General features: G+C 71.9%; 23 protein-coding genes and 1 pseudogene. 3 read left to right on the top strand and 21 right to left on the bottom strand.

The window, feature by feature from the left end:
- Positions 1 to 611: 611 nt before the first annotated feature.
- From nusB to Q9250_RS06790, 14 genes and pseudogenes are all read right to left on the bottom strand, one after another.
- On the bottom strand, positions 612 to 1046 hold the full coding sequence (nusB, locus tag Q9250_RS06725; protein WP_306233821.1) for a transcription antitermination factor NusB: 435 nt from the start codon (positions 1044 to 1046) through the stop codon (positions 612 to 614).
- 1 nt (position 1047) lies between these two features.
- Entirely contained in the window at positions 1048 to 1611 is a 564-nt protein-coding gene (gene efp / locus Q9250_RS06730) for an elongation factor P (protein ID WP_306233823.1), read from the bottom strand.
- A gap of 953 nt (positions 1612 to 2564) precedes the next feature.
- A pseudogene (aroQ, locus tag Q9250_RS06735) lies at positions 2565 to 2999 on the bottom strand (type II 3-dehydroquinate dehydratase); the annotation flags it as partial.
- A 52-nt stretch (positions 3000 to 3051) separates the two neighbouring features.
- Complete coding sequence (locus tag Q9250_RS06740; protein ID WP_306233824.1) at positions 3052 to 3408, bottom strand: VOC family protein; 357 nt, start codon at positions 3406 to 3408, stop codon at positions 3052 to 3054.
- 98 nt (positions 3409 to 3506) lie between these two features.
- Positions 3507 to 4568 carry a 3-dehydroquinate synthase gene (gene aroB, locus Q9250_RS06745; protein WP_306233825.1) on the bottom strand — a complete coding sequence of 354 codons (1062 nt, stop codon included), beginning with the start codon at positions 4566 to 4568 and terminating at the stop codon, positions 3507 to 3509.
- 16 nt (positions 4569 to 4584) lie between these two features.
- Positions 4585 to 5124 carry a shikimate kinase gene (locus Q9250_RS06750; protein ID WP_306233827.1) on the bottom strand — a complete coding sequence of 180 codons (540 nt, stop codon included), beginning with the start codon at positions 5122 to 5124 and terminating at the stop codon, positions 4585 to 4587.
- Positions 5121 to 6308 carry a chorismate synthase gene (aroC, locus tag Q9250_RS06755; RefSeq protein WP_306233828.1) on the bottom strand — a complete coding sequence of 396 codons (1188 nt, stop codon included), beginning with the start codon at positions 6306 to 6308 and terminating at the stop codon, positions 5121 to 5123. Before aroC ends, Q9250_RS06750 begins: the two co-directional genes overlap by 4 nt.
- Before the next feature lie 2 nt (positions 6309 to 6310).
- Positions 6311 to 7159, bottom strand: a complete 849-nt coding sequence (locus Q9250_RS06760; protein ID WP_306233829.1) for a shikimate dehydrogenase — start codon at positions 7157 to 7159, stop codon at positions 6311 to 6313.
- A gap of 1 nt (position 7160) precedes the next feature.
- Positions 7161 to 8237, bottom strand: coding sequence for an endolytic transglycosylase MltG (gene mltG, locus Q9250_RS06765; protein ID WP_306233831.1), 1077 nt, complete (start codon positions 8235 to 8237; stop codon positions 7161 to 7163).
- Position 8238: 1 nt separating this feature from the next.
- Positions 8239 to 8712: a Holliday junction resolvase RuvX gene (gene ruvX / locus Q9250_RS06770; RefSeq protein ID WP_306233832.1), complete on the bottom strand. Its 474-nt coding sequence runs from the start codon at positions 8710 to 8712 to the stop codon at positions 8239 to 8241.
- 14 nt (positions 8713 to 8726) lie between these two features.
- A complete protein-coding gene (gene alaS / locus Q9250_RS06775) occupies positions 8727 to 11384 on the bottom strand; it encodes an alanine--tRNA ligase (RefSeq protein WP_306233834.1) in 2658 nt (885 codons plus the stop codon).
- A gap of 75 nt (positions 11385 to 11459) precedes the next feature.
- The gene (locus Q9250_RS06780) at positions 11460 to 11639 is read right to left on the bottom strand and encodes a hypothetical protein (protein WP_306233835.1); all 180 of its coding nucleotides are present in this window, start codon (positions 11637 to 11639) and stop codon (positions 11460 to 11462) included.
- Positions 11640 to 11753: 114 nt separating this feature from the next.
- Positions 11754 to 12383, bottom strand: a complete 630-nt coding sequence (gene rpsD, locus Q9250_RS06785) for a 30S ribosomal protein S4 (protein WP_306233836.1) — start codon at positions 12381 to 12383, stop codon at positions 11754 to 11756.
- A gap of 140 nt (positions 12384 to 12523) precedes the next feature.
- A complete protein-coding gene (locus Q9250_RS06790) occupies positions 12524 to 13885 on the bottom strand; it encodes a replication-associated recombination protein A (protein WP_306233837.1) in 1362 nt (453 codons plus the stop codon).
- 125 nt (positions 13886 to 14010) lie between these two features.
- Between Q9250_RS06790 and Q9250_RS06795 the strand changes: the two genes are divergently transcribed.
- Positions 14011 to 14769 (top strand): peptidylprolyl isomerase, encoded by a 759-nt coding sequence (locus tag Q9250_RS06795; RefSeq protein ID WP_306233838.1) that lies wholly within the window; start codon positions 14011 to 14013, stop codon positions 14767 to 14769.
- A gap of 64 nt (positions 14770 to 14833) precedes the next feature.
- Positions 14834 to 16510 (top strand): DUF349 domain-containing protein, encoded by a 1677-nt coding sequence (locus Q9250_RS06800; RefSeq protein ID WP_306233839.1) that lies wholly within the window; start codon positions 14834 to 14836, stop codon positions 16508 to 16510.
- Positions 16511 to 16565: 55 nt separating this feature from the next.
- Here Q9250_RS06800 and Q9250_RS06805 read toward each other — a convergent pair whose 3' ends face one another.
- The 6 genes from Q9250_RS06805 to ruvA all read right to left on the bottom strand — a co-directional run bounded on the left by Q9250_RS06805 (position 16566) and on the right by ruvA (position 23509).
- Positions 16566 to 18800, bottom strand: coding sequence for a RelA/SpoT family protein (locus Q9250_RS06805; RefSeq protein WP_306233840.1), 2235 nt, complete (start codon positions 18798 to 18800; stop codon positions 16566 to 16568).
- A gap of 16 nt (positions 18801 to 18816) precedes the next feature.
- Positions 18817 to 19791 carry a protein translocase subunit SecF gene (gene secF / locus Q9250_RS06810; protein WP_306233841.1) on the bottom strand — a complete coding sequence of 325 codons (975 nt, stop codon included), beginning with the start codon at positions 19789 to 19791 and terminating at the stop codon, positions 18817 to 18819.
- Positions 19791 to 21452, bottom strand: a complete 1662-nt coding sequence (gene secD / locus Q9250_RS06815) for a protein translocase subunit SecD (RefSeq protein ID WP_306233842.1) — start codon at positions 21450 to 21452, stop codon at positions 19791 to 19793. Before secD ends, secF begins: the two co-directional genes overlap by 1 nt.
- 3 nt (positions 21453 to 21455) lie before the next feature.
- Positions 21456 to 21836 carry a preprotein translocase subunit YajC gene (locus Q9250_RS06820; protein WP_306233843.1) on the bottom strand — a complete coding sequence of 127 codons (381 nt, stop codon included), beginning with the start codon at positions 21834 to 21836 and terminating at the stop codon, positions 21456 to 21458.
- 63 nt (positions 21837 to 21899) lie between these two features.
- Entirely contained in the window at positions 21900 to 22913 is a 1014-nt protein-coding gene (ruvB, locus tag Q9250_RS06825; RefSeq protein WP_306233844.1) for a Holliday junction branch migration DNA helicase RuvB, read from the bottom strand.
- Positions 22910 to 23509: a Holliday junction branch migration protein RuvA gene (ruvA, locus tag Q9250_RS06830; RefSeq protein ID WP_306233845.1), complete on the bottom strand. Its 600-nt coding sequence runs from the start codon at positions 23507 to 23509 to the stop codon at positions 22910 to 22912. Before ruvA ends, ruvB begins: the two co-directional genes overlap by 4 nt.
- Before the next feature lie 70 nt (positions 23510 to 23579).
- Between ruvA and Q9250_RS06835 the strand changes: the two genes are divergently transcribed.
- Positions 23580 to 23774: a hypothetical protein gene (locus Q9250_RS06835; protein WP_306233846.1), complete on the top strand. Its 195-nt coding sequence runs from the start codon at positions 23580 to 23582 to the stop codon at positions 23772 to 23774.
- A gap of 17 nt (positions 23775 to 23791) precedes the next feature.
- Here the strand turns inward: Q9250_RS06835 and ruvC are convergent, their stop codons facing one another.
- Positions 23792 to 24364: a crossover junction endodeoxyribonuclease RuvC gene (gene ruvC, locus Q9250_RS06840; protein ID WP_306233848.1), complete on the bottom strand. Its 573-nt coding sequence runs from the start codon at positions 24362 to 24364 to the stop codon at positions 23792 to 23794.
- Positions 24365 to 24368: the final 4 nt, after the last annotated feature.

Genomic DNA, 24368 nt, shown 5'->3' on the forward strand with positions numbered 1-24368 from the left:
CCCTCCGTGACCGACGGGAGGGCGCTGCTGGGTGCGCTCACGCATCCACCCCACCCCGTGATGCTCCTATTGCTGTCAAGCCGCGATGAGCCATTCGCGAGCTCCCGCTCCTCGGCCTCCAGCCGCGCCCGCTGCGCGTGCAGCGCCTTCACCCGGCCGGCGAACGCCGCCTCCGCCCGCAGCGCCGCGATGACCGGCGACTCGACCGGCGGCGCGAGCGGCGGCACCGCCATGCGGCCCGCAACCACCTCGTCGAGCTCCGCCTCCGTCAGCGCCGCCAGACGCGCCGACCAATCGGCATCGAACGCATCCAACTCATCCTGCAACTCCGACGCCGACCGGCCGTGCGGGTCGATCGCGCCATCGCGCACCGCGGCGACGTACTCCTCGCCATCGATGCCCCAACCGTCCATGCAGGCATCACACCACGGGCCACTGACACGCCCGAGAGCCTGTNGCATCACACCACGGGCCACTGACACGCCCGAGAGCCTGTGGAGAACGCCGATCGACGCCTGCGGCCGTTCCGCATCGCGACGACGATCGGGCCGTTCGAGGGCCGGCGCAGCGTCGCCGCGGATCCGCCGCCCATCGTGACCGGCGTCAGCCGCTCAGCCCCGCTGCGCCGCGATCCTGCCGAGCACCCCGTTGATGAATGCGCCGGAGCGGTCGGTCGAGAGCTCGTTGGCGAGGTGCACGGCCTCCGAGACGACGACGCTCACCGGCGCGGTCTCGTGCTCGAGCTCCCACACCCCGACCCGCAGGATCGCAAGATCGGTGCGCGGCATGCGCTCGATGGTCCAGTGCTCGCTCGAGGAGGCGATCAGCTCGTCGATGCCGTCGAGCTCGTCTGCGACGCCGGCGACGATCTCGCGCGCGAACGCGAACCAGGGGTGCTGCGCCCAGCCGAGGCTCGCGGCCGTGTCGCGCAGCACCGTCTCGGGAGCCTCGTCGCGCGCCTGCGCCGAGTAGAGCACCTCGACGGCGTGCTTGCGAGCCTTGCGCCGGGAGGGGTAGGTCTCGGCCGTCTTGTCAGAGGTCGGCACGTCAGTCGGTGACGCGGCCGAGGTAGCTGCCGTCGCGGGTGTCGACCTTGACGCGGGTGCCCTGCTCGACGAACAGCGGCACCTGGATCTCGGCGCCCGTCTCGACGGTCGCGGCCTTGGTGCCAGCGCTCGAGCGGTCGCCCTGCAGGCCCGGCTCGGTGTAGGTGATCTCGAGGATGACCGACGCGGGCAGCTCGACCTGCAGCGCCTCGCCCTCGTGCATCGAGATGGTCGCGGTGCCGTTCTCGAGCAGGTACTTGGCGCCGTCGCCGACGATGCCGGCGGGGATGGGCAGCTGCTCGTAGGTCTCGTTGTCCATGAAGACGAAGTCGGTGCCGTCGTTGTATAGGAACTGGTAGTCGCGGCGGTCGACGGTCGCGAACTCCACCTTGGTGCCGGCGTTGAAGGTCTTGTCGACGAGCTTCTGCGTGCGGGCGTTGCGCAGCTTGGTGCGCACGAACGCGCCGCCCTTGCCGGGCTTCACGTGCTGGAACTCCACCACGCTCCAGAGCTGTCCGTCGAGGTTGAGCACCGCGCCGTTCTTGATGTCGTTCGTGGTTGCCATGCCAGGGTCCTCTTCCGTGGATGCCGTTTGCCGTCGAGCCGCCGCGGGCCGACAGGACAGCCTAACGGGCGCGACACCGTCCCGCTTCACCATGAGTCGGGCGCGGCGAAAGCTCGTCATCTGTTGAACGAGGAGTGAAGGTCAGGTGCACAGTGCGTGGAACTAAGCCATGCGCACCTCGCATGCCTGAACCTGGCAGCACCCTCACGCTGAGGAGACCTCGTGGATACTCGCAAACTTCGAATCGTCAGCCTCATCGCCATTGCGCTGTTCGTCGCCACCGGAACGACCGGCGCCGCTGCAATGCCGCATGCTGAGCGAACGCCAGCCGTGTTCGCTGAGGACCCTGATCCCCGCGATGTGACGAGTCCGACGCCAGGCGTCGACGGGACCGTCTTCTACCCATCTGGCCAACCCGTGCAGGTCAATGTCGTAGGACCAACGGTGACGCGAGGGGCTCAAGGTCAGCGAGAGTCTGAGATTCAGCCGTCCGCGGCCATCTACAACGTGGCTGACCGCCGTCTCCGTTCACGTCAATGGTGCGCTCTGGCTTGATCCGGCCGCGTCTTCTACTGACACCAGCCCGGTGACGTGGCAACTGCGTGCCTCCTCGTCACAGACGAGGTCTGCGCGCGTTACAGAAGCTGCTCGCCTCCATGGGGGTCGTTCGGATCCTGGCCGACGAGCCATAGCGCCTCGACCCCTTCGAACCTTGGAGTCACCAAGGCAATGGAGTAACGCCCCGATCGCGCAGCAGCCCAAGCCCGCACGTCGTCAAACGATTCGCTCGCGAACTCCCACACTGATACGCCGCCCGCCGGCTCAGTCACCCAGACGCGGAACTTCGCAAAGTGGTGCTCGATCACGACGTCTCTGGGATCGACGAGCATTGGCGTGACTCGTGCCGGCTCATCCGATTGCCTCCCGGCCGCCTGGTTGGTTCTTTGGCCTCGCATACGGGCGACGACAGCGAGTCCGGCCAGGCGGTAGCCGTCGAGGCCGAAGCCGGCGATGACGCCGGTCGCCACGCCCGAGACGACGGATGTGTGACGGAAGGCCTCACGCGCGTGGGGGTTGGAGATGTGGACCTCGACCAGCGGCGCGACGCCCTGCAGCTGCGCGCAGGCGTCGCGCAGCGCGTAGGAGTAGTGCGTGAAGGCGGCGGGGTTGAGGATCACCGGGGTGCGCGCGTCGACCGCCTCGTGGATCCAGCCGACCAGCTCGGCCTCGTCGTCGGTCTGGCGCACGTCGGCCTCGATCGGCGCGTCGGCGGCGCCGGCCGCCTCGACGAGCGGCTGGATGTCGGCGATCGTCGCGGTGCCGTAGACGTCGGGCTCGCGGGAGCCGAGCCTGCCCAGGTTGGGGCCGTTGAGGACGAGGATGCGCATGCCGCCAGTCTGGCAGTCGCCCGCCGGCGCAGGCGCATCCTCCCCCTCCCGACTACATCTCGCCCTCGAACAGGCCGACGCTGTTGCCCTCGGGGTCGGTGAACACCGCCCACCAGCTCGTGGGCGTGATCGACTCCTTGGGCACCGTGACCGTGCCGCCGAGCTCCTCGACCTGGCGCAGCGACTCGTCGATGGAGTCGACCTCGACGATCGAGCGCGGCTGCGTGAAGCCCTCGCCGCGCTTCGACAGGGCGCCACCGGAGACGCCGTTGGGCGCCTGCCAGGTCGGGTAGTCGTCGAAGCCCTCGGTGTCGTTGATCTGCCAGCCGAACACGGTCGAGTAGAAGGCCTTCGCCCGGTCGAAGTCGTCGACCGGGATCTCCAGGTGGGTGATGTCTCCGTGCGCCACGTCGCGCCCCTCTCGCTGCCGCCCGCCGTGCGCGGGCGTTCGGCACGATGGTGGCAAGCACCGCCCAAACGCGCAATGGGCGGCGCGATGCGCGAGGGTCAGTCGGCGAGCGACTGGTAGGCCATGAACAGCAGGCTGTCGTCGGGGCCTTCGAGGATCCGCGGCTTCGCCACGTCGTCGAGCACCACGAAGCGCAGCATCGAGCCGCGCGTCTTCTTGTCCTTGCGCATCGTGCCCAGCAGCGTCTTCCAGCGCCCCACCGGGTAGGTGGTCGGCAGCTCGAGCGACTCGAGGATCGCGCGGTGGCGGTCGACGACCGACTCCGGCAGGCGCCCGGCGAGGCGCGACAGCTCGGCGGCGAACGTCATGCCGATCGCGACGGCCGCGCCGTGGCGCCAGCGGTAGCGCTCGGTGTGCTCGATCGCGTGGCCGAGCGTGTGCCCGTAGTTCAGGAACTCGCGCTCGCCGTGCTCGCGGAAGTCGTTCGCGACCACGCGCGCCTTGACCTCGATCGAGCGGGCGATCACCTCGGCGAACTCCGGGGTCGTCGGATCGGTGGTGGCGTCGAGCGAGCCCTCGAGCAGCTCGAGGATGCGCGGGTCGGCGATGAAGCCGGCCTTCACGATCTCGGCGAAGCCGGTGAGCAGCTCGTTGCGCGGCAGCGAGTCGACGAGCTCCAGGTCGGCGACCACGAGCGCCGGGTGGTGGAAAGCACCGACCAGGTTCTTGCCCTGCTCGGTGTTGATGCCCGTCTTGCCGCCCACCGCCGCATCGACGATGCCGAGCACGCTCGTGGGCGCCTGGATGACGCGCACGCCGCGCAGCCAGGTGGCCGCGACGAACCCGGCCAGGTCGGTGACGGCCCCGCCGCCCAGGCCCAGCACCGCATCCGTACGAGTGAACTCCGCCTGTCCCATGATCTGCCAGAGGAACTGCGCGACCTCGATGCGCTTGGCGTCCTCGGCGTCGGGCACCTCGGCGAGCAGCACCTCGATGCCGAGCTGCGACTTCAGGTGGTCGGCGATGCGGCTCATGGCCGGCTGGTGCACGACCAGCAGCCGCTGGGCGTCGCCGAGCGACTCGCGGATGCGGTCGATGAGGATGCCCCGCCCGACGTGCACGTCGTACGGCGCCTCGGTCTCGACGCGGATGGTGGTCATGCGCTCTCCTTCGCGTTCACAGCCCGCGCTCGGCGAGCCAGGCCTCGAGCTGGTCGACCAGCCGGGCCATGGGGGTGCTGGACGAGTCGACGACGGTGTCGGCGAGCTCGCGGTAGATGGGCTCGCGCTCGGCGGCGATGCGGCGCCAGGCCTCGATGCCGTCGGCGACGAGCGGGCGGTCTCCCCCGCCGATGCGGCGCTGCGCGGCGCGCTCGTCGACCGTGACGAGCACGACGGTCGCGTGCGCGAGCAGCGCCCGCGTGCCCTCGTCGAGCACCGCGCCGCCGCCGAGCGCCACCACCGCGCCGGGCGTCAGCGCGCGCTGCACGGCCTCGGCCTCCCAGCGCCGGAACGCGCCCTCGCCGTGCTCGGCGAAGATCTCGGGGATCGGGCCGTGCTCGAGCGCGACGAGCCGGTCGGTGTCGGCGAAGGTGCGGCCGATGCGGCTGGCCAGCTTGCGGCCGAGCGACGACTTGCCGGCCGCCATCGGGCCGATGAAGGCGATCGCCGGCAGCGCGCTCGCCTCGTCGCCGGGCCGCGGGCCGTCGGCTGTCACGAGACGGTGCGCAGGTGCTCGGGGATGGCGGCGGTGTAGGCCTCGAGGTTGCGCCGCGTCTCGGCGACCGAGTCGCCGCCGAACTTCTCGACCATCGCGTCGGCGAGCACCAGCGCCACCATCGCCTCGGCGACGACGCCGGCGGCCGGCACGGCGCAGACGTCGCTGCGCTGGTGGTGCGCCTGCGCGGCCTCCCCGGTCGCGACGTCGATGGTGCGCAGCGCCCTCGGCACCGTGGCGATCGGCTTCATGCCCGCGCGCACCCGCAGGGGGTCGCCGGTCGACATGCCGCCCTCGATGCCGCCGGCGCGGCCGGTCGCGCGGTGCGTGCCGTCGTCGCCGACGAGCAGCTCGTCGTGCGCGACGCTGCCGCGGCGGCGGGTGGTCTCGAAGCCGTCGCCGACCTCGACGCCCTTGATCGCCTGGATGCTCATGAGCGCCTGGGCGAGGCGGCCGTCGAGCCTGCGGTCCCAGTGCACGTACGAGCCGAGCCCCGAGGGCAGCCCGTAGGCGAGCACCTCGACGATGCCGCCGAGCGTGTCGCCGGCGCGGCGGGCGTCCTCGACCTCGGCGAGCATGGCGGCGCTGGTGGCCGGGTCGTTGCAGCGCAGCTCGTCGGCGTCGAGGCGGTCGACGTCGTCGGGCACGGGCAGCGCGGCGTCCTCGGGCACCCGCACAGGGCCGATCGAGAGCGTGTGGCTGACGAGCCGCACGCCGAGCTCGCCGAGGAAGGCGCGAGCGACGGCGCCGAGGGCGACGCGGGCGGCGGTCTCGCGGGCGCTCGCGCGCTCGAGCACGGGGCGCGCCTCGTCGAAGCCGTGCTTCTGCATGCCGACCAGGTCGGCGTGCCCGGGCCGGGGGCGCGTGAGCTTCGCGGCGCGAGCACCGGTGAGCTCCGCCTCGAGCGGCGCGGCGCCCATGACGTCCATCCACTTCGGCCACTCGGTGTTGCCGATGCGCAGCGCGATCGGGCCGCCCTGCGTGAGCCCGTGGCGCACGCCGCCCGAGATCGAGAGGGCGTCCTGCTCGAACTTCATGCGGGCGCCGCGGCCGGCTCCCAGCTTGCGCCGCTGCAGGTCGGCCTGGATCTGCTCGGCCGTGATGGGCACGCCGGCGGGCAGCCCTTCGAGGAGGGCGAGCAGTTCGGGGCCGTGGGATTCCCCGGCGGTGAGCCAGCGCAGCATGCTCATGATTCTTCCAGACTTCCTGATGCGGCCAGCGCCCCGCGCATCGCGGCGACGACCTCGGCCTCCTGCGGCAGGGTCGCGGCGGGGTCGCCGAGCACGAAGATGCGCACCTGCAGCACGGCCTGGCCGAGCAGCATCTCGCGCCCGTCGACGAGCCGGTCGCGGGGCACCGTGGCCGCGTAGCGCGACCCGGCGGGCCCCGCGTAGTCGGCGTCGAGCAGCCGGGTGGGCGGATGCGTGAAGGCCGGCACGACGGTGGCGGCGGCAGGGAGGGTGGAGACCGCCGCGTCCACGGCGGGCAGCGCCTCGTCGAGCCCCTGCAGCGTCACCGACAGCCCCAGCTGCTCCCCCAAGGCCACGAGACGCTCGCCGCGGGAGCGGTCGCGGAGCGCGACCGCGACGTGCTCCGCGCCCAGCTGCGCGAAGGCGACGAGCGACGACAGCGCGGTGGCGCCGGCGCCCACGATCGCGACGTCCGTGACCGACGTGAGCCCCGCATCCGCGAACGCCCGGATGATGCCGCCCACGTCGGTGTTCCAGCCGCGCACGCGCTCCCCCAGCAGCAGCGTGTTGGCTGCCCCGGTCAGCTCGGCGTGCCGGTCGACCTCGTCGGCGCGAGCGGCCGCCGCCTCCTTGAGCGGCGCCGTGACCGACAGCCCCAGCCAAGAGGCGTCGAGGCCGTCGACGAAGTCCGCGAGCCCGTCGCGCTCGATCCTGCGGCGCCCGTAGTCCCAGTCGAGCCCGAGGGTGCGCGCCGCCGCGCCGTGGAGCGCCGGCGAGAGCGAGTGCTCGATCGGCGAGCCGAGCACGGCGAGGCGCCTGGTGCCGGTCGGCGAGGCGCCCGCCATCTCAGCCGCCCCAGCCCGGGTTGTCGCGCAGGAACTGCTGGAACCGCTGCACCGCCGCGTTGTGCTCGGCGAGCGTGTTCGAGAAGACCGTCTCGCCGGTGTTCGGGTCGACCGTCACGAAGTAGAGCCAGTCGCCCTCGGTGGGGGCGAGCGCCGCCTGGATCGCGACGTCGCCCGGCGCGCCGATCGGTCCGACGGGCAGCCCCGTGTGCACGTAGGTGTTGTACGGATTCTCGGCGTCCTCGCGCTCCTCGCGCGTCGTCGTGACCACGTGGAAGTTGCCGGTGCCGTAGGCGACCGTCGCGTCGGACTGCAGGCGCATGCCGATGTCGAGGCGGTTCTGGAACACCCGTGCGACGCGGCCGAAGTCGTCGGGCAGCCGCGCCTCGCGCTGCACGAGCGACGCGAAGGTCAGCACGCGCTGCCGGTCGGCCTCCGCCACGCCCGCCTGGTCGAGCGCCTGCCGCTGCCGGTCGATCATCGCCTGCAGCACGGTCGGCGCATCGATGCCGTCGTCGAACGTGTAGGTGGCGGGGAACAGCCAGCCCTCGATGGTGAGCGCGTCGGCCGGCAGGTCGAACTGCGTCAGGTCGCCCGCCGCCTGCAGGAAGTCGGCCTGCGGGATGCCGAGGTCGCGCTCGAGCCGCTCGTACACCTGCGGCAGCGTGTAGCCCTCGGGCACGGTGACGCGCAGCTCGACCTTGTTGGCGGGATCCTGCATCGCGTCCAGCGCGCCCTGCGCCGACATCTGCTGCTGCACGCGGTACGCGCCCGGGTGGAACTGGATCGTCGGGTCCTCGACCAGGATGTCGACGAACGCCTCGGTGCTGGCGATGACATCCTGCTCCCGCAGCGTCGCGGCCACGTCGGAGCCGTTCTGGCCCGACTGCACCTGCACGACCACCTCGCCGGTGCCGGGACCTGCGTAGTCCTCCGGGCCGCTGAAGCGGTCGAGCACCCGCGGCAGCGCCCAGGCGACCGCGATGCCGATGGCGATCACCACCGCCAGGGCGATGCTCCAGCCGATCAGCCGACGGCGGCCCCGGGCCTTGCGCTCTCGCGCGCGTCGTCCAGCCATGTCAGTCCTCCTCGGTGGCGGTCGCGCCGCCGTCGACGAGCAGCTCGCCGGGAGCCCGGCCCGCCGCTCGCTCGCTGTCCAGCGCGTGCTGCAGGATCACCACGGCCGCGGCCTGGTCGATGCTCTGCCGCTGCTGCTTGCTGTTCTTGCCCGCCGCGCGCATGCCGGCGGAGGCGCTCACGGTCGACAGGCGCTCGTCGACGAGGCGCACGGGCATCGCCAGCGCGAGCTGCGCCGCCATGTCGCGCGCGTCCTGCGTGCTCGGGGTGTCGCCGCCCGAGAGCGAGATCGGCAGCCCGACGACCGCCTCGACGGCCCCCAGCTCTGCCGCGATCTCGCGCAGCCTCGCAACCGGGTCGACGCTCGCGCGCTGGATCGTCTCCACCGGCGTCGCCAGCAGCCCGTCACGGTCGCTGCGGGCCACGCCCACGCGGGCGCGGCCGACGTCGACGCCGATCCTGACTCCCGGGCGCATCCCGGTCGACCCGCTCAGCGGCCGATCCCCGCGCGCACGGCGGCGATCGCCGCGGGCATGGCGCTCGCGTCCTGACCGCCGCCCTGCGCCATGTCGGGCTTGCCGCCGCCGCCGCCGCCCAGCACGCCGGCCGCAGCCTTCGCGAGCGGCCCGGCGGCGATGCCGGCCTTGCGGGCCGCGTCGTTGGTGGCGACGACGATCGCGGGCTTGCCGTCGACGCTGCCGCCGATGGCCACCACGGCGGCGTCGACGCCGAGGCGCTCGCGCACCTGGGCGGCGAGCGACCGCAGGTCGTCCTGCGATCCGACCGCGCCGAGGTCGACGGCCGCGAGCCGCGTGCCGCCCACGCGCTCCGCGGCATCGGCGATCGGCTGCACGCGACCGGCGAGCTGCTTCGACTCGAACTCGGCGATGCGCTTCTCGGCGGCCTTCAGCGACGAGACGAGCTCCTCGATGCGGCCGGGCAGCGCCTCGCGCGGCGTCTTCAGCATGCCTGTGAGCTCGCTCACCAGCGTGCGCTCCGCGACCAGCTGCTGGAACGCATCCGCCCCCACCGCCGCCTCGACGCGTCGGGCGGTCGAGCCGACGCTCGACTCGCTGGTGATCGAGATGAGGCCGATCTGGCTCGAGGCGCCGACGTGCGTGCCGCCGCAGAGCTCGCGCGACCAGGGGCCGCCGATGTCGACCATGCGCACCGTCGAGCCGTACTTCTCGCCGAACAGCGACATCGCGCCGAGCGCCTTCGCCTCGTCGATCGGCATGACGCGCGTCTCGACCGGCAGGTCGTCGCGGATCGCGCTGTTCGCGATGCCCTCGAGCTCCTGGCGCATGTCGGGCGAGAGCGGGCTCGACCACGAGAAGTCGAGGCGCATGTAGCCGGCCTTGTTGTAGGAGCCCGCCTGCACGGCGTCGGGGCCGAGCAGCTGGCGCAGCGCCGCGTGCACGAGGTGCGTCGCGGTGTGGGCCTTGTTGGCGCCGCGGCGGTAGAGCGGGTCGACGACCGCGTGCGCGACGTCGCCGACGGCGATCGAGCCGGCGGTCACCCGCACGGTGTGGCTGATGAGCCCCTGCACGGGGCGCTGCACGTCGAGCACGTCGGCCTCGAAGCCCTGGCCGACGAGGCGGCCCTGGTCGCTGTCCTGGCCGCCCGACTCCGCGTAGAGCGGCGTGGCGGTGAGGATGACCTCGACCTCCTGGTCGACGCCGGCCGAGGCGACCTGCGCGCCGTCGGCGATGATGCCGATCACCTCGCCGTCGGCCTCGAGCTCGTCGTAGCCGAGGAACGCCGTCTCGCCCTTGCCGCGCAGCTCGGAGTAGACCGAGAGGTCGGCGAGCTGCCGGCGGCGCGACTTCGCGTCGGCCTTCGCCCGCGTGCGCTGCTCGCTCATGAGCGTCTCGAACGTCGAGCGGTCGACCTCGAGGCCCGCCTCCTCGGCGATCTCCATCGTCAGGTCGATCGGGAACCCGTACGTGTCGTGCAGCAGGAACGCCGTCTTGCCGGGCACGACGTGGCCGGAGTCACGGCGCACGCCGTCCATCGCGAGGTCGAGCACGGTCGAGCCCGACTCGAGCGTCTTGAGGAAGGTCTCCTCCTCGGCGATCGCCATGCGCTCGATGCGGCCGAACGACTCCTGCAGCTCGGGGTAGGCGGTCGACATGGCGTCGAAGCTCGCCCGGAACAGCGTCGGGAAGGTCGCCTCGTGCACGCCCAGCAGGCGCATCGCCCGCACCGAGCGGCGCATCAGGCGACGCAGGATGTAGCCGCGGCCCTCGTTGCCGGGGGTGACGCCATCGCCCATCAGCATGAGCGACGAGCGCACGTGGTCCGAGACCACGCGCATCCGCACGTCGTCCTCGTGGTCGGCGCCGTAGCGCCGGCCGGAGAGCTCGCTCGCCAGGTCGAGCACGGGGCGCACCTGGTCGATCTCGTACATGTTCTCGACGCCCTGCTTGAGGAACGCGATGCGCTCGAGGCCCATGCCGGTGTCGATGTTCTTGCTCGGCAGCTCGCGCACGATCGTGAACTCGGTCTTCGAGCGCACGTCGGCGATCTCGTCCTGCATGAAGACGAGGTTCCAGATCTCGACGTACCGGTCGCTGCCCGTGGCGGGGCCGCCCTCGGGGCCGTACTCGGGCCCGAGGTCGTAGAAGATCTCGGAGTCGGGGCCGGCGGGGCCGGGCTGCCCGGTCATCCAGTAGTTGTCCTCGAGGCCGAGCCGCTGGATCTGCTTCGGGTCGATGTCGGTGGTCTCGAGCCAGAGGCGCTCGGCCTCGTCGTCGGTGAGGTAGACCGTCGCCCACAGGCGCTTCGGGTCGAAGCCGTAGTTGCCGTCGTCGACCGAGCCGGTCAGCAGCTCCCACGCGTAGCCGATGGCCTCGCGCTTGAAGTAGTCGCCGAACGACCAGTTGCCCGCCATCTGGAAGAAGGTGCCGTGGCGCGGGGTGCGGCCCACCTCTTCGATGTCATTGGTGCGGATGCACTTCTGCACGTCTGCGGCGCGGGGCCACGGAGCGGGCACCCGGCCGGAGAGGTACGGGATGAACGGCACCATGCCGGCGATCGTGAACATGATCGCGGGGTCGTCGCTCACCAGCGACGCCGAGGGCACGATCTCGTGATCGCGCCGCTCGAAGTACTTCAGGAAGCGGGCGTGGATCTCTGCGGTCTGCATGAAGTCAGGTCTTTCCAGCCCCGTCGGGGCCTGACGAGCCCGGGCGCATCGCGCCCGGGCTCGGATCGGGTGTCGTCACTCGCCTCGCAGCTCGCGGTCGCGTGCCTGGTAGCCGTCCTTGACGGCATCCGTGAACTCGCGACCACGTGCGTCGACGTTGTCGAAGAACGCCTTGCCCTTCTCGGTCTCCTCGAGCCTGCGGGCGGCGAAGATGCCGATCGCGACACCGACGGCCAGGAACAGGAGCTTCTTCACAGCGGATCCCCTTCGTTGCTCGCTTCGCCCCGCACCGGATCGGCGCGGGGGCTCGGACAGTCTAACGACGAGAGGGGCCGCCTTCCGGCGACCCCTCTCAGCGACTCGCTCGGATCAGCGGGCTGCGTAGTACTCGACGACGAGCTGGACCTCGGCGGTGACGGGCACCTCGGCGCGCTTCGGGCGGCGCACGAGGCGAGCCTGGAGGCGGTCGAGCTGCACGTCGAGGTACGGCGGGACGGGGGGCAGGACGCCGGCGTGGCCGCCTGCGGCCGCGACCTGGAACGGCTCCATGCCCTCGCTGCGCTCGTGCACGTGGATGAGCTGGCCCGGCTTCACGCGGAAGGACGGGCGGTCGACGCGCTGGCCGTCGACCATGATGTGGCGGTGCACGACCATCTGGCGGGCCTGCGAGGTGGTGCGGGCGAAGCCGGCGCGCAGCACGAGCGCGTCGAGACGCATCTCGAGCAGCTCGACCAGGTTCTCACCGGTCAGGCCGGCCTGGCGGCGGGCCTCGTTGAACGTCGTGCGCATCTGCGCCTCGCGGATGCCGTACTGGGCCCGCAGACGCTGCTTCTCGCGGAGGCGGACGGCGTAGTCGCTGTCAGCCTTGCGCTTGGTGCGGCCGTGCTGGCCGGGGCCGTAGGGGCGCTTCTCGAGGTAGCGAGCGGCCTTCGGGGTGAGGGCGATGCCGAGGGCGCGCGAGAGGCGCGTCTTCGATCGGGTACGGGACTTCGTGGACATGACTTCCTTCGCTGAGTCGCTGCCGCGTGAGCGGCTGTCCCGGCCGAATGCCGGGACCTAAGGAGGGGTGCGGGTCCGAGATGTGCAGACGAGCTGCGAGTGGACCAGGGATCAGGCTACCAGATGCCGTGCTCCAGGGCTCAGCCCTCTCCGGCCAGGATGCGGCGGATGCGCTCGAGCCGGGCGGCGACGTCGCGCTCGTAGCCGTGCTGCCCGGGCTCGTAGTAGCGGCGCCCGACGAGCGGGTCGGGCAGGTACTGCTGCGTGGCGACGCCGTGGGGCGCGTCGTGGGCGTAGCGGTAGCCCTTGCCGTGGCCGAGGCGCTTGGCGCCCGGGTAGTGGCCGTCGCGCAGGTGCATCGGCACGCGGCCGAAGTCGCCGCGGCGCACGTCGGCGATCGCGCTGTCGATGCCCGAGTAGGAGCGGTTCGACTTGGGGGCGGTCGCCAGGTAGACCACCGCTTCGGCGAGCGGGATGCGCCCCTCGGGCATGCCGATCATCTGCACCGCCGTCGCGGCGGCGGTCGCGATGACGAGCCCCTGCGGGTCGGCCATGCCGATGTCCTCTGCCGCGAGCACGATGATGCGGCGGGCGATGAAGCGCGGGTCCTCCCCCGCCTCGATCATGCGCGCCAGGTAGTGCAGCGCGGCGTCGGGGTCGGAGCCCCGCACCGACTTGATGAAGGCCGAGATGACGTCGTAGTGCTCGTCGCCCTGGCGGTCGTAGCGCAGCAGTGCCCGGTCGACCGCGCTCGCCAGGGCCTCCGCGGTCACGCGCGCCGGCGCATCCGCCCCGTCCGCTTCGTCGTCGGCGTCGGACTCGGCCGCCGCGTCGACGGCGCGCGCCTCGAGCGCGTGGGCGCCGGCCGCCTCGAGCGCGGTCAGGGCACGACGGGCGTCGCCGGAGGAGAGCCGGATCAGCTGCGCCCGTGCGTCGTCGTCGAGCACGATGCGGCCGTCGAAGCCGCGCGGGTCGGCGATCGCGCGCTCGACCAGCTCGGCGATGTCGTCGTCGTCGAGCGGCTCGAGCGTCAGCAGCAGCGAGCGCGAGAGCAGCGGGCTGATGACGCTGAACGAGGGGTTCTCGGTGGTGGCGGCGATGAGCGTCACCCAGCCCTGCTCGACGCCCGGCAGCAGCGCGTCCTGCTGCGCCTTGCTGAAGCGGTGGATCTCGTCGAGGAAGAGCACGGTCGAGCGCTGGTAGAGGTCTCGGTCGCTGAGCGCCGACTCCATCACCTGCCGCACGTCCTTCACGCCCGCGGTGACCGCGCTCAGCTCGACGAAGCGGCGGTCGGAGGAGTGCGCGATCGACTGCGCGAGGGTCGTCTTGCCGGTGCCGGGCGGGCCCCAGAGGATGACGCTCTGGCCGGAGGCCGACTCGCTCGAGCCCGCCAGGCGCCGCAGCGGCGAGCCGGGGCCCAGCAGGTGGCGCTGCCCGACGACCTCGTCGAGGCTGGTGGGCCGCATGCGCACGGCGAGCGGCGCTGTCGTCCCGATGGCCATGCCTCCATGCTAGGCGGCACCGCCGACACGGCCCCGCCCGACGGTGCGGGCGAACGGGGGCGGATGCGTTGTGCCGGTAGCCTGAACGCCGGTCGCGCGGGTGCGCGGCAGGCAGAGGAGAGCCCGTGGTCAGCAAGCAGGAGCAGGAGCGTCGCGTCCGCGACTACCGCGCACGGCAGACGGTGCACGCGCGACGGCGGCAGCGGCAGCGCCGCGACTCGCTGCTCGGCGGTGCGCTCGCACTCGTGGTGCTGCTCGGCGGTGCCGCGCTGATCGCGACCGTGCAGCCGCCCGCCGACCCGGCCTCGACCGCCGCGCCCACGGCGCCCGTCGAGACCCCGGCCGCGGAGTCGCTCGTGCCCGACCCCTCGCTCGCCGAGGGACGCACCTGGACGGGCGCGCTGACGGTCAACGGCGTCGAGCTCGGCGTCGAGCTCGACGGCGCGGCAGCACCGCAGGCGGTGTCGGCGGTGCTGGCCGACACCCAGAGCGACTACTACGACGGCAAGACCTGCCACCGCCTCACCACCAGCCCCGGCTTCAGCGTGCTGCAGTGCGGCTCGGTCGACGGCCAGGGCAGCGGCGACCCGAGCTACGCCTACGGGCCGATCGAGAACGCCCCGGCCGACGACCTCTACGTCGAGGGCACCATCGCCATGGCGCGCCAGAGCAACAACGCCGAGTCGAACGGCCACCAGTTCTTCATCGTCTACGGCGACACCACCATCCCCTCCGACAACGCTGGCGGCTACTCGGTGATCGGCCGCGTCACCTCGGGCCTCGACCAGTTGCAGACCGACGTCATCGCGCTCGGCACCCAGGGCGGCGCGCCCGACGGCCCGCCCGCAGCGCCGGTCGCGATCGACGACTTCGTGCTGCAGTAGCCGCGCTGCCCGACTCCAAGGGTTAGGCTCGACCTGCCCGTTCCCTCGTACGAGAGACTTCGTCATGCCCGATTCCATCCAGCCCACCGACCCCGCTGCTGCGGGCGAGACCGCCGCCACGGAGGAGCGCGCCGCCGAGGCCGCCGCCACGCAGCCCGACACGCCGGCGCAGCCCGCTGAGCAGGGGGCCGACGCCGATGTCGCGACCACCGAGGTCGCGGCCGAGGAGCCGGCGCTCGACGAAGATGCTCCGGCGGCCGAGGCCTCTGCAGCCGAGATGACGGCAGCCGCCGACGCGGCAGCCGGGATCCCGGCCGAGCAGGCCGTGGCCGAGCTTCCCGCCGACGAGGTGCCGCTCGAGGCGCCCGCCGAGGAGGTCGCTCCCGCCGAGGTCGCTCCCGACGAGGAGGCTCCCGCCGAGGCTGCACTGAGCGCAGCGGCGCCCGCGGATGCCGCAGAGGCGCCCGCCGAGGAGGCCGAGGCTCCCGCGGAGCCCAGCGGCCCCGAGCAGGGCGAGCCCGAGATCGAGCGCGGCCTGGGTCGCGTCGACGCCGCCGGCATCGTCGCCGTGAAGGAGGGCGACGCCTGGCGCGTCGTCGGCCAGTTCCCCGACGTGAGCGCCGAGGAGGCCCTCGCCTACTTCGAGCGCAAGTACGCCGACCTCGAGGGCCAGGTGCGCCTGCTCGAGCAGCGCGTGCGCGGCGGCGCGAACGCCCGCGACGTGGCGAAGGCCGCATCGCACCTGCACCAGTCGGTCGAGTCGGCCAGCGCCGTCGGCGACATCCCCTCGCTGCTGACCCGTCTCGACGCGCTCCGCGGGGAGCTCGGCCAGCTCGAGGCGCAGCAGCAGGCCGCCACCAAGGCCGAGACCGAGGCCGCGGTCGCCGAGCGCACCGCCGTCGTCGAGTCGATCGAGAAGCTCGCCGCCACCGACCTCGAGAACGTGCAGTGGAAGCAGATGATGCAGCAGGTCGATCTGCTGTTCGCCGACTGGCAGCGACTGCAGAAGGACGGCCCGCGCATCTCGAAGCACCAGGCCGACACGCTCTGGAAGCGCTTCCGCGACGCGCGCGCGACGCTCGAGACCGCTCGCCGCCGCTTCTTCGCCGACCTCGACGCCTCGCACAAGGATGTCCGCGCCCGCAAGCAGGCCCTCGTCGAGCAGGCGCAGGCGCTGGCGCCGAAGGGCTCCGACGGCATCCCCGCCTACCGCAGCCTGCTCGACCAGTGGAAGGCCGCGGGCCGCGCAGGGCGCAAGATCGACGACGCGCTCTGGGCCCAGTTCAAGGAGGCCGGCGACGTGCTCTTCGCCGCGAAGGCCGAGCAGGTCTCGGTCGACAACGAGGAGTACACGGCCAATCTCGCCGCCAAGCGCGAGCTGCTCGAGGAGGCCGCGCCGATCCTCGAGATCACCGACCGCGCCAAGGCTCGCGAGACGCTCCTCGGCATCCAGCGCCGCTGGGATGAGATCGGCCGCGTGCCCCGCGAGGCGCTGCGCGAGGTCGAGGACCGCATGCGCAAGATCGAGACGCACGTGCGCGAGCTCGACGAGCAGCACTGGAAGGCATCCAACCCCGAGCGCAAGGCGCGCTCCGAGGGCCTCGCCGGCCAGCTCGAGGACGCCATCGAGAAGCTCGAGGGCGAGATCGCCGAGACCGGCGACGCGAAGCGCAAGGCCGAGCTCGAGGCAGAGCTGCAGACCAAGCGCACCTGGCTCGAGGTCGTCGCCGCCGCAGGCTGAGCGCAGCAGCACCGATCACGCGGTCGTCGCCCTCGGGCGGCGGCCGCGCGGTCGTTCAACCGGTGGTGATCCGGTAGACGTCGTACACGCCGTCGATGCGACGCGCGGCGTTCAGCACGTTGTCGAGGTGCGTGACGTCGCCCATCTCGAAGGCGAACCGGCTGATCGCGAGGCGGTCGTTGCCGGTGTGCACGCTCGCCGAGAGGATGTTCACGTGGTGCTCGGTGAGCACCCGCGTGATGTCGCTGAGCAGCCCGGAGCGGTCGAGCGCCTCGACCTGGATGTTCACCAGGAACAGCCCCTTCGACGTCGCCGCCCATTCGACCTCGATCATGCGCTCGGGCTCGGCGAGCAGCCCCGAGACGTTCGGGCAGCTGCGCTGGTGCACGCTGACGCCCTGACCGCGAGTGACGAAGCCGACGATGTCGTCGTCGGGCACGGGGGTGCAGCACTTCGACAGCTTCACCAGGATGTCGTCGGCGCCGCGCACGAGCACGCCGGACGCGCTGGAGGCCGGTCGCGGGGCGCGCGACGAGGGCAGCACCGGTACCGGCTGGTCGTCCTCGTCGGTCGACTCCTCCGCCCGGATCGCCGCGACGACCTTCTCGAGCACCGACTGGGTCGAGACGTGGCCCTCCCCCACGGCCGCGTACAGCGCCGTGACGTCGTCGTACTTGAGCTGCGCGGCCACCTGCGAGAACGCATCCCGCCCCATCAGCTTCTGCAGCGGCAGGTCGTGCCGGCGCATCGCCTTCGCGATCGCCTCCTTGCCCACCTCGACGGCCTCGTCGCGGCGCTCGCGCTGGAACCACTGGCGGATCTTGCTGCGCGCGCGCGGCGAGGTGACGAAGCCCTGCCAATCCTGGCTGGGCCCCGCGTCGGGGTTCTTCGACGTGAGCACCTCGACGATGTCGCCGGTCTGCAGCTTCGTGTCGAGCGGCACGAGCCGGCCGTTCACCTTGGCGCCCATCGTGCGATGGCCGACCTCGGTGTGCACCGCGTACGCGAAGTCGACCGGGGTGCCGCCGGCGGGCAGGCCGATGACCTTGCCCTTCGGCGTGAAGACGTAGAGCTCCTTCGCGCCGATCTCGAAGCGCAGCGAGTCGAGGAACTCACCGGGGTCGGTGGTCTCCTCCTGCCAGTCGTTGATGTGCTGCAGCCACGCCATGTCGGTGGTCGACATCGACCCGCCGCCCTGCTTGTACTTCCAGTGCGCCGCGACGCCGTACTCGGCCCGCCGGTGCATCTCCTCGGTGCGGATCTGGATCTCGACGTGGTGGCCGCGCGGGCCGATGACCGTCGTGTGCAGCGACTGGTAGAGGTTGAACTTCGGCGTCGCGATGTAGTCCTTCAGGCGGCCCGGCATCGGCTGCCAGCGCGCGTGGATGGCACCCAGCACCGCGTAGCAGTCGCGCACCGACGGCACGATCACCCGCACGCCGACGAGGTCGTAGATGTCGGCGAAGTCGTGGCCGCGCACCCGCATCTTGTTGTAGATCGAGTAGTACTGCTTCGGCCGGCCGGCGATGCGACCGCGGATGCGCTGGGCCTTCATGTCTTCGCTGAGGCCCGCGACGACGTCTTCGAGGTAGCGCTCGCGCTCGGGCGCCCGCGCCTCGACGAGGTTCTTGATCTCGAGGTAGACCTTGGGCTGCAGCACCGCGAACGAGAGGTCCTCGAGCTCGACCTTGATGGTCTGGATGCCGAGGCGGTGTGCGAGGGGCGCGTAGATCTCGATGGTCTCCCGTGCCTTGCGCTGCGCCGACTCGTCGGAGACGAAGCCCCAGGTGCGCGCGTTGTGGAGCCGGTCGGCGAGCTTGATCACCAGCACGCGGATGTCCTTCGACATCGCCACGACCATCTTGCGCACCGTCTCGGCCTGCGCCGACTCGCCGTACTTCAGCTTGTCGAGCTTGGTGACGCCGTCGACGAGCATCGCGATCTCGTCGCCGAAGTCGGCACGGCACTGCTCGAGCGTGTACGAGGTGTCCTCGACGGTGTCGTGCAGCAGCGCGGCGGCGACCGTGATGGCGCCGATGCCGAGATCGGCGAGGATCTGGGCGACGGCCACGGGGTGCGTGATGTAGGGCTCGCCCGACTTGCGGTACTGTCCGCGGTGCGCCTCCTCGGCGACGATGTAGGCGCGCTGGATCAGCCCGCTGTCGCCCTTGGGATGCTGCGACTTGACCGTGCGGATCAGCTCGTCGACCGCGCCGGCGCGATGCGAGCGCGAGAACAGGAAGGGCAGGAGCGTGCGGAAGCCGCCAGGCGACTGCTGGATGTCGCTCATGCCGCTCCCTCCTGCCTCAGACGACCGCGCCGCGCTCGCTCGACGTCGGGCGGACCTTCTCCTCGGCGATGGAGTCGTTCTGCCGGAGCTGGGCGTACACGGGTGCCGCGACGAAGATCGACGACCAGGTGCCCACGATCGTGCCGATGAACAGCGCGAGCGAGATGTCGCGCAGCGTGCCGGCGCCGAGCAGGAAGGCGCCGATGAACAGCACCGCCGCGATCGGCAGGGTCGCCACGATCGACGTGTTGATCGAGCGCACCAGGGTCTGGTTGACCGCGAGGTTGATGTTGTCGAGCAGGCCGCCGCTCGAGCCGGGCGCCGTGTTCTCGCGCACCTTGTCGAAGACGACCACGGTGTCGTAGAGCGAGTAGCCGAGGATCGTCAGGAAGCCGATCACGGCGGCGGGGGTCACCTCGAAGCCGATGATGCCGTAGACGCCCGCGGTCACCAGCAGGTCGAACGCGAGCGACGACAGCGCGGCGACCGCCATCTTCCAGGTGCGGAAGTACACGGCCAGCACGATCGAGACGAGCACGAGGAACACGACCAGCGCCTGGAGCGCCTGCCGCGAGATGTCGGCTCCCCAGGACGGGCCGATGAACGAGAACGCGACGTCGCCGCCCTCGACGCCATAGGTATCGGCGAGGTTCGCGCGGATCTCGGCGACCTGCTCCTCGGTGACCTCGTCGGTCTGCACGCGCACGGTGTCGGCGCCGAGCGTGACGACGCGCGCCTCGGCCTCGGGCACGACGTCGAGCACGGCCTCCTCGGCCCCATCGATCGTCGCCGCGCTGAGCCCGGTGACCCGGAACTCGCTGCCGCCGGTGAACTCGATGCCGAACACGAAGCCGCCGCGGGCGACGGTGCCGAGCGCCAGCACGATGAGGATGCCGACCGCGACCAGCATCCAGAGCTTGCGCTTGGCGACGACGGGGAGCGAGCGCTCGCCGGTGTAGAGCTCGTTGCCGATGGTGGTGAGCGAAGCCATCAGTCCTCCTTGCCGGTCGATGCGCCGACGGATGCCTTGCGCTCAGCGATGGTCTGGCGTCGCTGCGCCTCGCGCGACGACGTCGCGCCCTTGCCTGCGGCCACCGGCTCGCGGAACTTCGCCCGGCCGCGGTAGACGGCACCCAGCTCCTGGGGGTTCAGCCCGGAGAGCGGGTGGCCCTGCGAGAAGAACCGCGTGCGCGACAGCACCCGCAGCAGCGGGTGGGTGAACAGCGCCACCACGACGATGTCGATGAAGGTCGTGATGCCGAGCGTGTACGCGAAGCCGCGCACGTTGCCCACCGAGAGCAGGAACAGGATCACGGCGGCGAGGAAGCTCACCGCATCCGACACCAGGATGGTGCGGAACGCGCGCTTCCAGCCCGTCTCGAGAGCGTTCGTGAGGTGCTTGCCCTCGCGCAGCTCGTCTCGGATGCGCTCGAAGTAGACGATGAACGAGTCGGCGGTGATGCCGATCGCGATCACCAGGCCCGCGATGCCGGCGAGCGAGAGACGGTAGCCCTCGGTGCTCGAGAGGAAGGTGACCACGAGATAGGTCAGCACGGCGGCGACGCCGAGCGAGAGCACCACCACGAGGCCGAGCGCCCGGTACTGGAACACCGAGTAGGCCACCACGAGGATCAGTCCGATGAGACCAGCGAGCAGGCCCGCGCGCAGCTGGCTGTCGCCGAGCGTCGCCGAGATCGTCTCGTTCGACTGCACCTGGAAGCCGATCGGCAGCGCGCCGAAGCGCAGCTGGTCGGCGAGCCCCTGTGCCGCCTCCTGGGTGAAGCCGCCGGTGATCTGCGCGTTGCCGTCGGTGATGATGGCGTTCGACGTGATGGGCATCAGCACCGTCGAGTCGAGCACGACCGCGAACTGGTTCGTCGGCTCGGGCAGCCCGGTGATGCCGCGGGTCGTCGCCTCGAAGTCCTCGGGGCCCTGGCCGTCGAGCTCGAGGCTGACGGCCCAGCCGCCGGTGGCCTGGCCCTGGCTGTTCGTCGCGGCCGACACCTGCGCGTCGGCGATGTCGGCGCCCTCGACGACGACCGGGCCGAGCAGGAAGCGGGCCGACTGGTCGGTCGAGCAGGTGATGAACGGCTCGTCGACGGGCGCGACGGTCGTGGTGTCGATCGAGGAGCACTGGAACGCGTCGAACTCGGCCTGCAAGGCCGGCGTGATCCACGCCTGGTCCCAGGCGTTCGCGGGGGTCGTGGCGGGCTCGCTCTCGAGCGCCGGATCGACCGGCAGCGCCTCGGCACCGGGCACGTTCGCCGCGGCCGACTGCAGCACCGGGCGGAACTCCATCTTGGCGCTGGCCTGGATGCGCTGCATGGTCGCCGCGTCGGGCTCGCCCGGGATCGCGACGACGACGTTTCGGCCGCCCTGCGTGGTGATCTCGGCCTCGGAGACACCGGAGGCGTCGACGCGCTGGCGGATGATCGCCACCGCCTGATCGAGCTGCTCCTGCGAGACCGAGGCGCCCTCAGCGACCACCGGCTCGAGCACGATCTGCGTGCCGCCCTCGAGGTCGAGCGCGAGCTGCGGCAGCCACGAGCCGCCGCCCCACTGCACGGCCGAGAAGTTCACGCCGATGAGCCCGGCGATGAGCACTCCCAGCCAGACGAGGGCGCGAGCCCCCTTCGAACGACCCTTCGCCACGGGTCAGGCGCGGTCGCGCGGCTCGTCGCCCGCGTCGTCGATCGTGCCGTCGTCGACGGCATCCGCGTCGGCGGCGGCGTGGTCGTCGACGACGCGCGCGAGGGTCTGGCGGTGCACGCGCACGATCGTGCCGGGGGCGATCTCGATCAGCGCCTCGTTGCGCTCCTCGTCGATCGCCGTCAGCTCGCCGAAGAGGCCGAAGTTCGTCATCACCTCGGCGCCGGGCACCATCTGCGTCTGGAGCTCCGCAGCCTGCGCCTTGCGCTTCTTGTTGCTGCGGAACATGAAGAAGATCATCGCCGCGAGGACGAGCAGCATGATGATCGTCAGCGGGTCGAGTGCGAACCCTTGCTGGGCGGTGGCGGTCGTCTGCAGGAACAGCATCGTCTGAAGGGGCCTCTCAGGGGTGGTTCGTCCGGCGCATCTGCGCACTGGACCAAGAACCGATCATACCCCGTCGAGCGTGGCGTCCTCCGTGGCCGCACCCGCGTGGCGCATGCCGGTGGGCGTGGCGATCCTGCCGCGCGGCGTGCGGCCGATCAGCCCCTCGCGCACCAGGAAGGGCTCGACGACCGACTCGATCGTGTCGGCCTCCTCACCGACGGCCGCGGCGAGCGTCGACAGGCCGACGGGCCCGCCGCGGAACCGGTGCGCGATGGCGTGCAGCACGGCGCGGTCGATGCGGTCGAGCCCGGCCTCGTCGACGTCGTACAGCTCGAGCGCCGCGCGCACGCCCTCGAGGTCGCTCGACCCCTCGTGGACGAGCAGCCAGTCGCGCACCCGCCGCAGCAGCCGGTTCGCGATGCGCGGGGTGCCGCGGGAGCGGGTCGAGAGCTCCGCCAGCGCCGCCGCTGCGATGTCGAGGCCCATGAGGCGCGACGACCGCAGCAGCACCCGCTCGAGGTCGGCGGGGTCGTAGAACTCGAGGTGCGCGGTGAAGCCGAAGCGGTCGCGCAGCGGCGCCGGCAGCATGCCAGAGCGCGTCGTGGCGCCCACCAGCGTGAAGGGGGCGAGCTCGAGCGGGATCGACGCGGCACCGGCGCCCTTGCCGACCATGATGTCGATGCGGAAGTCCTCCATCGCGAGGTACAGCATCTCCTCGGCGGAGCGCGCCATCCGGTGGATCTCGTCGACGAAGAGCACCTCCCCCGGCACCAGCGCCGACAGCACCGCCGCGAGGTCGCCCGCGTGCTGGATCGCCGGACCCGACGAGTAGCGGATGGGGCGGCCGGTCTCGGCGCCGATGATCGTCGCGAGCGTGGTCTTCCCGAGCCCGGGCGGGCCGGCGAGCAGGATGTGGTCGGGCGCGCGGTCCTGCAGCTTCGCCGCCTGCAGCAGCACCTCGAGCTGCCCGCGCACCTTCGGCTGGCCGACGAACTCGGCGAGGCTCGTGGGGCGCAGGGCGCCCTCGAAGGCGATCTCGTCCGGCGTCGCGGCCGGGTCGGTCAGCGGATCGTTCACGGCCGTGCCGCCGGTCCGAGGATCGCCAGCGCCGCGCGCAGCAGGGTGCCGGTCGCGCCCGCGGCGTCGGGTGCGGCGACGGCCGCCCGCTCGATCGCGTCGGCCGCGGTGCGCTCCGGCCACCCGAGCCCCGTGAGGGCCGTGAGCACGTCGGCACGCGCATCCGCCCCCGGTCGTGCCGCCGCGGCGGCGCGCGGCGCGGCGAGCTTGCCGGTGAGCTGCAGGATGATGAGCTTCGCGGTCTTCGGCCCGATGCCGCTGACGGTCTTGAACGGCTTCTCGTCCTCGTCGGCCACGGCGCGCGCCAGGTCGTCGGGCGTGAGGTGCGCGAGCACGCCGAGCGCCGACTTCGGGCCGACCCCCGAGACGCCGAGGAGCAGCTCGAACGCGTCGAGCTCGGCCTCGGACTCGAAGCCGAAGAGCGCCAGCTCGTCCTCGCGGACGATGAGGTGGGTGTGCAGCGACACCTCGGAACCCTCGCGGGCGGCGAGCGAGCACTGCGGCGTCACCGCGACGGCCAGGCCGACGCCGCCGACGCCCACGACCAGCCGCTGGCCACGGGCAGCGAGGACGGTACCGACGAGCCGTGAGATCACCACGTCAGCCTAGGCGGCACCCGCACGATACGGTGGTCACCGACACCCCTGCGCTGCGAAACGGAGCCCCATGAACGTCACCACCGTGCTGACCTTCCTCTTCTCGATGGTCCTTCTCGTCGGTGGCCTGCTGCTCATGGCCTACTCGTTCGAGGTGCCGGGCTGGGAGGGCCTGATCTTCACGGCCGGCGCCACCGCCGAATTCCTCGCCGTCGCTGTCCCCGCGCTGCTCTGGGGCCGCGAGAACCGCCGCTCGCAGCAGTAGCCGCTCCGGTCGCGCTGCTAGCGCCGCGCTCGCCCTGACCGCGCCGCCGACTCGGCTGCCGCCCACGCGCGCTGAGCCGGGGTCGTGACCGACCCGCCGGCACTGGGCGCCATGCGGGTGCGCCATCCCTCGGCGATCGCGATGGCGAGCGCGTCCGCGGCGTCCGCCGGCTTCGGCGCCGCATCGAGCCGCAGAAGCCGCCGCACCATCTCGCCGACCTGTCGCTTGTCGGCGGCGCCGTAGCCGGTGACCGCCGCCTTCACCTCGGTGGGCGTCAGCAGCGAGACGGGGATCTCGCGCTCGGCCGCGGCGCGCAGCACGATGCCCGAGATCTGCGCGACCCCCATGACGCTGCGCAGGTTGGCCTGCGCGAACACCCGCTCGAGGGCGATCGCGTCGGGCCGGTGCAGGTCGATGGCCGCCTCGACGCCGCGCGCGATGCGCAGCAGACGCAGCTCGATCGGGTCCTCCGCCGCAGACCGCACGACCTCGACGTGCACGAGCGTCGGCGTGCGCCGCTCGACGTCGACGACGCCGACGCCGCAGCGCGTCAGCCCCGGGTCGACGCCGAGCACGCGCACCGACGCCACGGGC

This window comes from Agrococcus beijingensis (assembly GCF_030758955.1).
Lineage (GTDB): Bacteria > Actinomycetota > Actinomycetes > Actinomycetales > Microbacteriaceae > Agrococcus > Agrococcus beijingensis.

Bases quoted from the DNA above. Each gene is read 5' to 3' on its own strand.
- efp (WP_306233823.1), bottom strand. From the start codon at position 1,611: ATGGCAACCACGAACGACATCAAGAACGGCGCGGTGCTCAACCTCGAC.
- aroB (WP_306233825.1), bottom strand. From the start codon at position 4,568: ATGACCACCATCCGCGTCGAGACCGAGGCGCCGTACGACGTGCACGTC.
- aroC (WP_306233828.1), bottom strand. From the start codon at position 6,308: ATGCTGCGCTGGCTCACCGCCGGGGAATCCCACGGCCCCGAACTGCTC.
- Q9250_RS06760 (WP_306233829.1), bottom strand. From the start codon at position 7,159: ATGGCGGGCGCCTCGCCGACCGGCACCAGGCGCCTCGCCGTGCTCGGC.
- mltG (WP_306233831.1), bottom strand. From the start codon at position 8,237: ATGGCTGGACGACGCGCGCGAGAGCGCAAGGCCCGGGGCCGCCGTCGG.
- ruvX (WP_306233832.1), bottom strand. From the start codon at position 8,712: ATGCGCCCGGGAGTCAGGATCGGCGTCGACGTCGGCCGCGCCCGCGTG.
- alaS (WP_306233834.1), bottom strand. From the start codon at position 11,384: ATGCAGACCGCAGAGATCCACGCCCGCTTCCTGAAGTACTTCGAGCGG.
- rpsD (WP_306233836.1), bottom strand. From the start codon at position 12,383: ATGTCCACGAAGTCCCGTACCCGATCGAAGACGCGCCTCTCGCGCGCC.
- Q9250_RS06790 (WP_306233837.1), bottom strand. From the start codon at position 13,885: ATGGCCATCGGGACGACAGCGCCGCTCGCCGTGCGCATGCGGCCCACC.
- Q9250_RS06800 (WP_306233839.1), top strand. From the start codon at position 14,834: ATGCCCGATTCCATCCAGCCCACCGACCCCGCTGCTGCGGGCGAGACC.
- Q9250_RS06805 (WP_306233840.1), bottom strand. From the start codon at position 18,800: ATGAGCGACATCCAGCAGTCGCCTGGCGGCTTCCGCACGCTCCTGCCC.
- secF (WP_306233841.1), bottom strand. From the start codon at position 19,791: ATGGCTTCGCTCACCACCATCGGCAACGAGCTCTACACCGGCGAGCGC.
- Q9250_RS06820 (WP_306233843.1), bottom strand. From the start codon at position 21,836: ATGCTGTTCCTGCAGACGACCGCCACCGCCCAGCAAGGGTTCGCACTC.
- Q9250_RS06835 (WP_306233846.1), top strand. From the start codon at position 23,580: ATGAACGTCACCACCGTGCTGACCTTCCTCTTCTCGATGGTCCTTCTC.